The 11,872-nt window shown below is 39.4% G+C and carries 12 protein-coding genes; 3 read left to right on the top strand and 9 right to left on the bottom strand.

What is annotated here, in order from left to right; translation table 11 throughout:
- The 6 genes from aspS to rpsF all read right to left on the bottom strand — a co-directional run bounded on the left by aspS (position 1) and on the right by rpsF (position 4,705).
- On the bottom strand, positions 1–1,806 hold the full coding sequence (gene aspS, locus EHQ70_RS01255) for an aspartate--tRNA ligase (RefSeq protein WP_135583170.1): 1,806 nt from the start codon (positions 1,804–1,806) through the stop codon (positions 1–3).
- A 12-nt stretch (positions 1,807–1,818) separates the two neighbouring features.
- Positions 1,819–3,162: a replicative DNA helicase gene (dnaB, locus tag EHQ70_RS01250; protein ID WP_135583169.1), complete on the bottom strand. Its 1,344-nt coding sequence runs from the start codon at positions 3,160–3,162 to the stop codon at positions 1,819–1,821.
- A 21-nt stretch (positions 3,163–3,183) separates the two neighbouring features.
- Entirely contained in the window at positions 3,184–3,630 is a 447-nt protein-coding gene (gene rplI, locus EHQ70_RS01245) for a 50S ribosomal protein L9 (protein ID WP_135583168.1), read from the bottom strand.
- Between the two features lie 9 nt (positions 3,631–3,639).
- Entirely contained in the window at positions 3,640–3,924 is a 285-nt protein-coding gene (gene rpsR, locus EHQ70_RS01240; protein ID WP_012389070.1) for a 30S ribosomal protein S18, read from the bottom strand.
- A 72-nt stretch (positions 3,925–3,996) separates the two neighbouring features.
- A complete protein-coding gene (locus tag EHQ70_RS01235; RefSeq protein ID WP_135583166.1) occupies positions 3,997–4,437 on the bottom strand; it encodes a single-stranded DNA-binding protein in 441 nt (146 codons plus the stop codon).
- Positions 4,430–4,705, bottom strand: coding sequence for a 30S ribosomal protein S6 (rpsF, locus tag EHQ70_RS01230; RefSeq protein ID WP_135583165.1), 276 nt, complete (start codon positions 4,703–4,705; stop codon positions 4,430–4,432). The genes EHQ70_RS01235 and rpsF overlap by 8 nt, the downstream gene beginning before the upstream one ends.
- A 92-nt stretch (positions 4,706–4,797) precedes the next feature.
- On the opposite strand from rpsF, the gene EHQ70_RS01225 reads away from it, so the two are divergent.
- The gene (locus tag EHQ70_RS01225; protein ID WP_135583164.1) at positions 4,798–5,580 is read left to right on the top strand and encodes a hypothetical protein; all 783 of its coding nucleotides are present in this window, start codon (positions 4,798–4,800) and stop codon (positions 5,578–5,580) included.
- Here EHQ70_RS01225 and EHQ70_RS01220 read toward each other — a convergent pair.
- Genes EHQ70_RS01220 through EHQ70_RS01210 form a run of 3 tightly spaced genes read right to left on the bottom strand, consistent with a single transcriptional unit; the run spans position 5,535 to position 9,469 of the window.
- Positions 5,535–6,683, bottom strand: coding sequence for a CapA family protein (locus tag EHQ70_RS01220; protein WP_135583163.1), 1,149 nt, complete (start codon positions 6,681–6,683; stop codon positions 5,535–5,537). The two genes, EHQ70_RS01225 and EHQ70_RS01220, sit on opposite strands and share 46 nt — an antisense overlap.
- Entirely contained in the window at positions 6,684–7,472 is a 789-nt protein-coding gene (locus tag EHQ70_RS01215) for a hypothetical protein (RefSeq protein ID WP_135583162.1), read from the bottom strand. It abuts the gene before it with no gap.
- On the bottom strand, positions 7,469–9,469 hold the full coding sequence (locus tag EHQ70_RS01210; protein ID WP_135583161.1) for a tetratricopeptide repeat protein: 2,001 nt from the start codon (positions 9,467–9,469) through the stop codon (positions 7,469–7,471). The genes EHQ70_RS01215 and EHQ70_RS01210 overlap by 4 nt, the downstream gene beginning before the upstream one ends.
- A 38-nt stretch (positions 9,470–9,507) precedes the next feature.
- On the opposite strand from EHQ70_RS01210, the gene EHQ70_RS01205 reads away from it, so the two are divergent.
- Both EHQ70_RS01205 and EHQ70_RS01200 read left to right on the top strand, forming a co-directional pair.
- The gene (locus EHQ70_RS01205) at positions 9,508–10,764 is read left to right on the top strand and encodes a hypothetical protein (protein ID WP_135583160.1); all 1,257 of its coding nucleotides are present in this window, start codon (positions 9,508–9,510) and stop codon (positions 10,762–10,764) included.
- Positions 10,742–11,872 (top strand): cysteine desulfurase family protein, encoded by a 1,131-nt coding sequence (locus tag EHQ70_RS01200; RefSeq protein WP_135583159.1) that lies wholly within the window; start codon positions 10,742–10,744, stop codon positions 11,870–11,872. The genes EHQ70_RS01205 and EHQ70_RS01200 overlap by 23 nt, the downstream gene beginning before the upstream one ends.

Raw genomic sequence — 11,872 nt, 5'->3', positions numbered from 1 at the left:
TTAGATAGTGACTACCCTGAGTTTTAATTCTTCTAGTTGTTTTCCTTCGACAGGTCCTGGTGCTTCACTCATCATACATGTCCCTTTTTGTGTTTTTGGGAAAGCAATGACATCACGAATGGAAGTTCCTCCAGTGAGTAACATCATGATACGATCCACTCCGAAGGCAATCCCACCGTGTGGTGGTGCGCCGAAGGAAAGAGCATCGAGTAAAAATCCGAATTTGGATTTAGCATCTTCTTCTCCAATTCCAATGGCTTCCAAAACTAGACTTTGGATTTCTGGGTTGTGAATCCGGATGGAACCACCGCCAATTTCTGTGCCATTGAGAACTAGATCATAAGCTTTAGCACCTATCGAAGAAAGGTCAACCGATTTCCCAGCTTTCCAATCTCTTAGTTTGTCAAAGTCTTCTTCTTTGGGAGAAGTGAAAGGATGGTGGAGGAAGGTCCAAGTTTTTGTGGTTTCATCTAACTCAAACATAGGGAAGTCCACGACCCAATGGAAACTATAAGGAACTTTTGGTGGATCATATTTTTCCGATAATTTCAATCGTAAGGCACCAAGGGAAGCATTCACAATCTTAGATGTGTCTGCTCCGAAAAATACCATATCCCCTTCTTTGGATCCAACTGCTTTCGCAATGGCGGCAAGTGCTTCTGGAGTGAATCGTTTGGTGATTGTAGATTCCAGTCCATTTGCCCCATGTTTCATGTAAGCAAGACCTTTCGCTCGGAAGTCTCTTGACAGCCAAGAAGTTAGGTCTTCGATTTCCTTACGGGAAATCACAGAACCACCAGGAACACAAATCGCCTTTACCACTCCACCACCGGAAACTGCTGCACTAAAAACTTGGAAGTCCGCATCTTTTACAATTTCTGATACATTCACAAGTTTCATTCCAAAACGAATGTCTGGTTTGTCAGAACCGTATTCTTCCATCGCCACGTGATATGGCATGGTCATAAACGGTGCATTCACTTCTAAATTAAAAACTTTTTTTAAGGCAAAAGCCCACATGGTTTCGATCTCAGAACGAATGTCGTCTTCCGTCACAAAAGAAAACTCCATATCAAGTTGCGTGAATTCCGGTTGGCGGTCTGCACGTAAGTCTTCATCTCGAAAACATTTTACGATTTGGAAATATCGTTCCATTCCCCCAATCATTAAGATTTGTTTGAAAAGTTGTGGGGACTGCGGGAGAGCATAAAACTCACCGGCATTCAAACGCGAAGGAACAAGGAAATCACGAGCCCCTTCTGGAGTGGATTTATTTAGAATAGGAGTTTCGATTTCCAAAAAGGATTTACTATCCAAATACTCTCGAAGAGCAAATGTTAGTTTGTGGCGAAGAATCAAACGATCCCGCAGTTCTTCGCGGCGCATATCCAAATAACGATACTTCAAACGAATTTCTTCACCTGATGGATCAAATTCATCTAAGGTAAATGGAGGAGTTTTGGATGTATTTAAAATTTCTACTGATTCAGCAATTAACTCGTATTTGCCGGTTTCCATTTTTGGATTTACCGATTCTGCATCACGAAGAGATAGTTTTCCCTTCACAGCAATCACAAACTCAGAACGAATTTTTTCTACTTTGGAGAAGTCATCTCCCAAAATTTCTTTACGAGCAACAATTTGCAAAATACCAGATCGATCACGAAGATCGATAAAGATCACTCCCCCTTGGTCACGGTAACGGAAAGCCCAACCGGAAAGGAATAAAGTTTTACCAACCGATGTATCAGAGACACTCGTTGCGCTAATTCTATTTTTATATTCTGACGTAACCCAGTGATTCAATTGAAAACCTCTTTATAATGGAACGTTGTCGAAACGGCTGATCTTCGGATTGAACATCAATGGAAAATCGGCCGTAGCACCCGCTCTGTTTTTGGCGATAATGATCTCTGCCATTCCCCTTTTGTTAGGGTCAAGCTCCTCGGGAGGTTTCACCATTTCTTCCCGATAAATAAAACAAACAATGTCCGCATCCTGCTCAATGGCACCTGACTCCCGTAAGTCGGAAAGTTGTGGCCTTTGGTCTTTGGAGCGATTTTCAATGGAACGATTCATCTGCGACAATGCGATGATAGGACAACCCACTTCCCGTGCCATTTGTTTCAGTCCCCTGGAAATATTGGCAACCTCTTGTTGCCTTCCTCCCATGGCTGCTTTGGGATCACTCATTAGCTGTAAATAATCCACAATCACAAGTCCCACTTCTTCTGTGGTACGAAGTTGGCGAAGTCTCGCTGAAAATTCTTGGATGGTTAAATATCCTGAATCATCAATGTACAAACTTGCAGAAGTGATATTTCCAATACTGTCTTTGAGTTGGGTCATCTGTGCCGAAGTAAGAGTTCCCGCTTTTAAGGCATAAGAATCAATCCTTGCATCCGCACTAATGAGTTTGAGAAGTAATTCAATCCGACTCATCTCTAACGAAAAAATAACAACCGTTTTGCGCTCTTTCAAAGCAGCGTTGGCCGCAATGTTCAAAGCAAAAGTTGTTTTTCCATTTCCAGGACGAGCAGCAAGAATCATTAATTCGTGAGATTTTAATCCCGTGGTTGCCATATCAAGGCCCGTAAAATGGGTTTTTAATCCATTAATACCACCGGTTCCATTTTGGCTGGCCGCCACTACATTTTTAATGTAATCAATGAGTGCATTGGCGTCGTCTTTTACTTTTCGTAAACCTTTGGATCTCTCTTGGCGAGAGATATCCATTAGCGACTGTTCTACGAGACTGAAAATAGAATCATTTTCCCCAGGTTCTACTTTTACTTTGTCAATGGCCTGGTTTAATGCTTCAACATACTTACGTCTGTCCGAAACACGTTTCACCCGCCGAACATAATAATCCAACGGTTGAAAAGGAACTGTATCTTTGTAAAGGGAAGTGATGTATTCCAAGTCGCGAGATTCATCTTTGAAAAGATGTTTTTCTCGCATTTGGTTTGTGACCGTAACTAAATCAATGTTGATTCCTTCATTGATGAGTTCGGTGACGGCTTCAAAGACACGCCTGTGTGTGTCCATATAGAAGTCGTCCGGGCTTAGACCTAAGTCTTCCTGCCCGGCTACCCCTCTCATGAGTAGGTAACCGATTAAGTTCTTCTCAGACTCTATCTCCTGAAGGGGGTTAGAATTCATCGAAAAAGCTTTAGTGTAAGACTATGCTTGGCCGACGACTTTAACTACGATTTGAGGTACAACACCTTCAGCCAAACGAACTTTAATTTTAAACTCACCAACTGACTTGATTGGCTCACCTAAATCTAACTTACGTTTGTCGAGTTCTACCCCAGTGTTTTTGATTGCAATTGCAATGTCATTCGCTGTCACAGAACCAAAAAGTTTCTCGTTTTCGCCCACTTTTACTTTTACTTCGTATGTTTTACCATCAATCGAAGAAGAAAGTTCTTTCATCACTTTTACGCGTTTGTCGCGTTTTAGTTCAGCAAGTCTTTTTTGGTGGAGAGCGGCTTTAGTGTTTCCATCATTCGCACGGACAGCAAATCTTCTAGGAATGAGGAAGTTACGTGCATAACCATCTGCAACTTCTTTCACATCACCGGCATCACCAAGATTCAATACGTCTTTTTGTAATACAACTTTCATCCGTTACTCCTACAGAACTTTAAACGGCAATAAGCCGATAGATCTGGATTTTCTGATTTCACGAGCAAGGGCTCTTTGGTGTTTGCCACAAGTTCCAGTGATTCTTCTTGGAATGATTTTACCACGGTTGGTAACAAATCTTTCTAAGATGTCTACTCGTTTGTAATCAAGACCTGCAAGTAAGGCTTTGTCAGCGCAGAACTTACATACTTTCTTTTTATATTTTGCGTTTTTACGACCGAATTTGCCTTCTCCGTCTTTACCACGGAAACCGCCTTTTTCGTCGTCTTCCATCCCGTCCATACTCTCGCGGGAATCTGTTCTTGTTTCATCAATATTTGCTGTTTCGCTCATTGTCATAACCTATCAAAAAGGAATGTCGTCATCACCGGCTGGATAATCATCATAACCACTACTTACGCCGGAATCATAAGAATTGGAACTGTCAGAACGGTCTCCTCCCGATCCACCACCTTGTCCTTGGCCGCCAAGTAACTGCGCGGATTCGACATAGACACGGATTTTGGAGGCTTTTTTGCCTTCAGGAGTTTCCCAGGACTGTTGTTGAAGTCGACCTTCAATCGCTACTTGTTTCCCTTTGCCAGCATATTGTTTTAATATATCAGCAAGTCGGCCCCATGCAACGCAGTCAAAATAATGAGTTTCCTCTTTCTTTTCACCGTTAGTCACATAAACTCTGTTATTCGCAATTGAGAAATTGACAACAGAACTTCCGTTCACCGATTTAAATTCCGGATCACGGGTCATTCGACCGATTATAAGTACTTTGTTTAGATCGTTAGCCATTTGCCCTGATTACGAGGGTTTTTAAGATATTTACATTGAGTTTAAACTCATGTTCGATCTTTGAAACTTCTGTAGGGGATCCGGAACACTTGATAAGTATGAAGTGACCTTGTTCGTCTTGTCCAACGGGATGCCAGAGTCTTTTAGAACCCCAATCCTCTTCGCCTTGGATCGTGAAGTTGTATTTGGAGAGTAAGTCTTTTACTGCAGACTTCGTCTCTTCTACATTACCTTCACGAAGAATATTCGTGATTTCGTAGTTTCTCATATTTCTCCTATGGGTATACCTACATAGAAACACTTGTAGGTAGAAGAATTTGTTAGTTTCCACTAGGGTTTTGCCAATGGGGCCTTGGGTCAATGGAATTTCTTCTTGGAGTTCCCAAACCTTTCCAATTCCATGTAATTTCTAACATTTTTATGGGTGAAAAATCAAATTTTCCAGAAGTTTGGGGCCTTGGCCTTGGCCTATTTTTAGCACTTTATGCTGGTTTTCTAAACCACATCACCCCGAAAGAACCGGCTCTCGACAACCACTCCGGATTTGAATCCACCCTCCTCGGTCTTGAGATGGCAGAAACCCCTAAACAAGTCCAAGACCTAATTGGAATTCCCGACACCATCGATTTTTTCAATTTATCTGCTGAATACAGAAGGGTTCATTATTTTGACTTTGGATTTATCTTTTGTTATCTGGCATTTCTTACGTATACCGGCCATTATGCGGGAAGAAAAGTAAGGCCCATATTTCTAAAAATTTTTATGGGAATGGTTTTACTTCTAGTGATCGCTGGTTTTGCCGATTTAATCGAAAACATTTTAATCTTAAATGTTTTGGATGCAAAAACGGCAGAAGAAATGACCCCTTCTCTAGAATACTTAAAACCCACATCCCAACTCAAATGGTTTTGTTTGTTTGGTTATGTTGCCATAGTTTCCGTCTACTTTTGGTTATATGAAAAAGGTTGGATTTTAAGAACGGCTTCGATTTTGTTTTTTACAGGATTTTTTCTACAGTTGTTTTCGATTTATAAAACCAATCTATTAGAACTCAGTTTTCCGTTTTTTGCAGTGGGACTTACCTGCAGTTGGTTCCATTACGGTTTTAGTTTGGCTTTTAGTTCCTTATCAAAAAAAACATAACCCCTACCCCCAGAAATCACTAAATCGGTTCCGAGTTGTTTGCAAAGGATCGCATATTCTTTTAAAAAAATCTCAGCCTCTTTTGGACCCAAAGGAAAAAAATAATGATCACCAATGAGCGTTTGGTGTTTTCCAAAAACTGGAACCACTTCAACAAACAAAAGTTTATCGGCATCAAAATGCAAAACCACAGAGATATTGTGTTTCAAATATTGGTTTTTAGAACCAAATAGAAAATTTCCAAGAGAATAAATCACAACTCCTTTGGGAAATACTTCGATCCCTTGCGGGACATGGGGATGGTGTCCGATGATGACTTGATAACCCGCATTCACCAGATATTTGGCCGCATTTCTTTCTGTTTCCATCGGTAAGGGACTATATTCCACTCCCCAATGCACCGACAGAAGATTGACTTGGTTTGGTTTGGTTTTTTTGATTAATCTCTCTGCTGTTCCCACTCGGAAGTATGCAGCACCAGGAGATTTGATTCCAGAAAATAACCTCGTTTCTCCCGTATCCGAAAAAGAAAAAATTCTGTATTCTGTATTTTGTTTCGAAACAGTGATGGGAACTAGAGCCTCATCGGTATTTTTACCAGCCCCCGCATGAGGAATTCCAAACTCATCTAGAAGTTCTAAAGTTTCGAATAACCCACTTTCCCCAAAATCCATGGTATGGTTATTCCCAAGAAAAACCCCATCGATCCCAAACATACGAAGCACCAAAAGGTCTCTTCTTTCACCAAAGAAAACATAGGACTTCCTCTGGTCGGCAGCTGGTGTTTTATGAAGGATGGGCGTTTCTAAATTGAGAAATCGAAAATCAAAATTCTTTAGATAACTAAAAAAACTACGAAAAGGAAAATACGGATCCTCCGTTTTCATTGAATCCCGAACTCCCCAATTGAACATCACATCCCCACCAAACCAAAGTTTAGTGGATTTAGGATATTGGATGGTTTCTCCAGTTTCCGTCCGGAAATGGTAAAGATCCTTTATGGGTAGATCTATTTTTGGTTCTTCCGACTCAGGAATGTCCGCAGAAAATAAAAACAGCGGCAATAAAAAAATCAGGAATAAAAAGGAACGAAACTTAGACATTTAAAAACGAAATGTATTTGCTGGTGGTTCCGTAATTTGCGATTTTTTCAATTTAATTTGGATCAGAACGTTTTCCTTTTCTGTATCCAAACTAATCACTTTGGTTAAAATTTCTTTTGGAGGATGGATTTGTTCTGGTTTGGTTTTAACAATCGCAATGGCCTTTAATCCACGTTTGGCGCTAGAAAGTTCAAGCCTGTCCAAATTTCCCTCTTTAAAAAAATACTCATATTCCCCATCTGGTTTTGTCAGGGCAATTCTAGAATCTGCCGTATTAAACTTTGCCTTTGGATTTTGGATTTCATTCAAATAGGTTCCCGTAAGGTATTCGTAAATCACAGGAAAAGGAATCGCAAATTTTTTCTTTGTATTTGGATCTTGGATGAGAATGTCTCCCATCGGTAAGGTTTGAATTTCTTTTGTGCTAGTGGGTTTGATTTGGATTTGTTTTGGATCTGCGATGAGTTCTGTAAACACCATTCCAAAAAAAGTATCCATCAATTGGATTTTGATTTGTTTGGATTCTTTGGAAAAATACAACTTTCCATCCAAAGAAACATTATCTTTTTTAGGAACAAAGGTTTGGATCTGCATCGAAAACTCTGACTTAAAACTAGAGTATTCAGTTTGTTTGTCTAAAATTTCTTTGAGAACCGATTTGGACTCCACTTCTTTTGCAGATAAATATTTTCCTTTATCACGACCAATAAAATTAGGATCTTCTACCTCTGCCGAACTGCAAGAAACGAAAAGAAATAAAGCGATAATGAGGATTAGGTTTTCTTTCATTCAGAAATTTCCTTTTGTAATTTTTTGATTTTTGCGAGTAGATCTTTGTTTGTCTCAGTTTTTAATTTAGACTCAGAAAGTTTAAAGAACTGGAGTGCATTCACTGGATCTTTTTTAGCCATATAAACATCACCTAAATGTTCGTAGATCACTGGATCTTCAAACCCTCTTTCTAACGCTAAAGAAGCTGCAAAGTTCAAATGGAGAAGAGCACGATTAAAATCTTTTTTTCTATACAATACCCAACCCAAACTATCTTGGAAGGCGGGATTGTCTGGTTCGATAGAAATGGCCTGGTTTAAAAGTTTATTTGCTTCATCTGGGTTGATATCCCTTTCGGCGTATAAATAACCCAAATAATTCATTGCATTGGATGCATTTGGATTTAATGAGATGGTAGTTTTTAAATCTGATTCGGTTTCGCTAAACTTTTTTAATTTATCAAATGCGGTGGCTCGGTAAAAGTAATAATTAAAATTTTTAGGGTCAATTTTGATGGCTTCTGTAAAATCATTCACACTTTCTTTATATTTGGAAAGTTGAAAGTAAGCAAGGCCTCTCAAATAATAATGAGTCGGATTTGGATTTTCTTTTATGGTTTCAGACAAAACAGAAACTGATAATGATTCTTTTTTTAAGTTTCCTTGTAGATACAAATACGCCAAACGGAATCGTAATCGAAATTTTTTATCCGTTTCATTCGTAAGCCGTAAGGACTCTTTTGTGGATAGAATCGCGTGATTCCAAAGGCCTAACATCTCTTGGCAGGAAGATATCTTTTCAAAAAATAACGATTTTTCCTCATCGGCATTTTCTTTAGAACTAATCCGCGAGAGTCCTCTACGTAAGATCTTTTCTGCCGTGAGATATTGTCTATATTCATAGGCATATTGAGCCGTGTCTGCATTTAGAACTTCGTAATCAGATAGGTTTTCTTTTTCAGCAAGTTCCAAAAGGGCAATCCGAGGAGAGAGTCTTCCTGGATTTTCTTGGATATATGATTTTAGTTTTGTTTCGAGTCCAGTTTTGGATCCGGCAATGAGTTTATCTAATAAAAAAACAATTCCCTCTTTCGGTATTTTTTTTTCTTTTTTAAGTGTAGCAAAGTAAATGGGAGCTGCATCACGAGAATCCATAAAATAAATTTCTGCAAGCATATGAGAAGCATCAGTATCTCTTGGATTTTTTTCTCGAATTTGTTCTAGATACATCCGACATTGTTTAAAATCACCTAACACAAAATAAATTTGTGCCAATCGAAACAAAACTTCCATATCATTTTTGTAACCGGCTGTGTATTCCTGGTAACGTTTGATGGCAATTTTTGGATGGTCTAATTTATAATTGAGTTCACCAAGAGCTTTGGCGGTAAGATATTTATATTTGGAATGTGTGTCTCTTCTTTCGATCACAAAAGAAAGAGCCGTATAATACAATATAGACTGGTTCCAAAGTTTCCTTTCAAAATTCAAATTTCCAAGCAGATATAAAAAGTCAGGATCATTCGGAAACTTATGAAGAGAAGTTTCTAATACATCGGAAGCTTTTGCCAGTTCTCCTTGGCGGATACGAATTCTTGTTTGTAAAAGGATTAGGTCTTTCGTAACTTCGGGTGATTTGTTTATGGCTTTTTCTGACCATTCCCAAGCTTTCTCCAAACTCCCAAGCTCCAAATAATCCAAAGCAAGTGTTTCCGCACTGAGAGCACTTGGTTCTTTCCCCACTTCTAACAAACATAAGTGGTAAGAATCTAAAAAAGAAACGGAACGTTCAAAGGAAAGTTTGGAGTCTTCCGGTTTTCTGCGCTGTAAAGCTTGGAATCCATCCACTTGTTCCCGAAGTCCCCGAGAAAGTAAAAACTCAGCCGGCACACCCGGTTCTAAACGGGAACATTCTTTGGTTCTTGTCCCAGGCTCAGTGGCGAACAGAGAAAGTGAAAGAAAACAAAAGAAAACAAAGAGGAAGGGGCGGTTTAAAGTTTTAATTGCTTGAAACATCAGTAGATTCCGGCAAAGATCGGGAACAGGGAAAATCCTTGAACCAAATCTTCCGAGAAAATTTAAAATACATCCTGGCCGTTCTCATCGTGTGGGCAATCACTTTCCCATGGATTCTGAGAAACAAGGACAATCTCCTTGCCAAATTCACCCTCGCCTACAATTCGTTTTTTGGTTATCCCAATCCTCGAATCGCGCACCAACTCATAGCCAAGGGGGACGCTGTCCTCGAAGGTAGAAAGGAAGGTGGTACGGATGTCCTGCAAACCATAGGCCAATTCTTTAGTTCGGAAGAAAATACAAAAGGTAGTATCTTACCCTTAGACTTGGCTCTTATGGAAAAGGCATGTTTGTATTTTCGAAGCAAAGAACATGTGGAAGATCATTTTTTAGAACTCACTTGGCGGGAAAAAGCAAAAGACTGGGGTTCTCCCCTTTTCCAAAGAATGGCTCCCCAAGGGGAACTCACTCTTGGTCCCAATCCCAAAGCCTATTGGAATTCCCATATTGATGCCGTTCTCACCGCACTTGACTACTACAAACGCGCGTTACGTTTCTCTGGACCAGAACTCATTGCTCCCAAAAAAATTGAATCCGTAGCCTGGGCAAGTTGTCGACCAAGCGAAATTCTACTCGGTTACAAAACCCATATGTTGGAAACGGAAAACTTTGTTCTTAAAAAACTAACAGAACTAGAAAAGGTACCAAGTGGCCTCAGTGCTGTTCAAAAACGAAGCGTTGTTCTTTCCTCTATCAAACGAAGTGATTTTTCGGAAGTATCAGCAAATGATTATTTAGAATCTTTACTCAGACAAATTCTACTCACTGGAATGAAAAATTTTTCTCCCAGAGAAATGGATGATATTTACGAAAGGATCCTTTACTTTGTTGGTGCGGATGAAAGAGAATACTTAAAATTCAAATTCCGCCGTGCTGAATTATTTTTCCAGCTAGGATTGGAAGAAGATATATTCTACAAACGTGCAGCTACAGAATTTAAAGAAGCATCGAATATACAATTGGCTTCAGAAATTGAGGATATCAATCTTCCTGCACTTCTTGTTCACGAATTCGAATCCAAAATGAAAGAAGCAGAATCTTATCATAAACTAAAGGAAAACTCAAAAAGCATTTCGATTCTGGATGCCCTCAAACCAAAACTTAGAAATATCGACGAACGAAGTGTTGGTGGTAAAAAAGACGAGATTCTAAAATCGTATCATAAATTAACAAGATCCGTTCTTCGCAAACTGGGTCGCTACGAAGAAGCAGATGAAATCCCCGTTAACGAATGAAATAAAATACTTTGATTACAATGCCACACACCCTCCTTTCGCAGAAATTCTGGAATCTTGTTTGGCAACGTATCTTTCTGGCTTCTATAATCCTTCTGGAATCACTCGTTATTCCTTAAAAAACCAAGGGAAAATAGAACAAACCAGAAAGTATTTTGCATCCATCACGAAGGGACAGGAAAAACAATTTGTATTTTCCGCTACAGGGACAGAAGCAAACTACCTACTCATCCAAAGTTTAAGAGTCCTTTACCCCAACTTAGATTCTGTAATTGTTTCTCCCTTGGAACATTCAAGTATGTATGCAGCCTTAGAGTCGTTTGGTTTTACTCCAGACCTTATCAAAACAGACAAAACAGGAACCATCAACTTACAAGACTTAAACGAAAAATTAAAAACAAATCCAAGACCAGTTGTTTGTTTGTATGCGGGAAATGAAACCGGGGTGATCCAACCAGCGGAAGAAATCCACAAACTCACAAAAGAATTTGGACAATTATTTTTTAGTGATCTAATGCAAGGTTTTGGAAAAGTGGAAGTTCCATTTTCTTTGTTTGATGGATATACTTTTTCTGGCCATAAAATTGGTGCGGGAATGGGTGCGGCCGTAACTTACCTACCAAAAGCCCATACAAACTTCAGAGTTTTTGGCGGAGGCAACCAAGAGAACGATCATAGAGCCGGAACCGAAAATACATTCGCAATCGAAAGCATCCACCGTGTTTCAGAAATCCAACTCCAACACTTAGAAGAAAAAAACAAACGACTTCTTAAATTTCAATCCACGATCGAAGAAACATTAGAAGGATTGGGATGTACAATCATTGCAAAAAATTCAAAAAGACTTCCGAACACAACCTTTCTTATTTTACCCATCCAGGCCGTTGATTTTTTTCTTTTGGGAATGGAAGAAAAAGGAATTTTAGTTTCAACGGGTAGTTCTTGTAAATCAAGAGCCAGAGAAGCATCCAAATCCCTACTTTATATGGGTTACACAGAAGAAGAAGCTTTGCGTTGTATCCGAATCTCAACGGGTTACTTCACAACAGAAGATGATGTGAAACAGTTATTATCTCGTGCTGAAGAATTGATCCTCAAGTTTAAATAA

It is taken from the genome of Leptospira congkakensis (genome assembly GCF_004770265.1).
Classification (GTDB): Bacteria; Spirochaetota; Leptospiria; order Leptospirales; family Leptospiraceae; genus Leptospira_A; species Leptospira_A congkakensis.
Note: the sequence above shows the minus strand (reverse complement) of the source record. Positions and strands in the feature narration are given on the sequence as shown.

Coding starts and splice junctions, on each gene's coding strand:
- rpsR (WP_012389070.1), bottom strand. CDS start 3,924: ATGGAAGACGACGAAAAAGGCGGTTTCCGTGGTAAAGACGGAGAAGGC.
- rplI (WP_135583168.1), bottom strand. CDS start 3,630: ATGAAAGTTGTATTACAAAAAGACGTATTGAATCTTGGTGATGCCGGT.
- EHQ70_RS01215 (WP_135583162.1), bottom strand. CDS start 7,472: ATGAAAGAAAACCTAATCCTCATTATCGCTTTATTTCTTTTCGTTTCT.
- EHQ70_RS01200 (WP_135583159.1), top strand. CDS start 10,742: ATGAAATCCCCGTTAACGAATGAAATAAAATACTTTGATTACAATGCC.
- EHQ70_RS01225 (WP_135583164.1), top strand. CDS start 4,798: ATGGAATTTCTTCTTGGAGTTCCCAAACCTTTCCAATTCCATGTAATT.
- rpsF (WP_135583165.1), bottom strand. CDS start 4,705: ATGAGAAACTACGAAATCACGAATATTCTTCGTGAAGGTAATGTAGAA.
- EHQ70_RS01210 (WP_135583161.1), bottom strand. CDS start 9,469: ATGTTTCAAGCAATTAAAACTTTAAACCGCCCCTTCCTCTTTGTTTTC.
- EHQ70_RS01220 (WP_135583163.1), bottom strand. CDS start 6,683: ATGTCTAAGTTTCGTTCCTTTTTATTCCTGATTTTTTTATTGCCGCTG.
- dnaB (WP_135583169.1), bottom strand. CDS start 3,162: ATGAATTCTAACCCCCTTCAGGAGATAGAGTCTGAGAAGAACTTAATC.
- EHQ70_RS01235 (WP_135583166.1), bottom strand. CDS start 4,437: ATGGCTAACGATCTAAACAAAGTACTTATAATCGGTCGAATGACCCGT.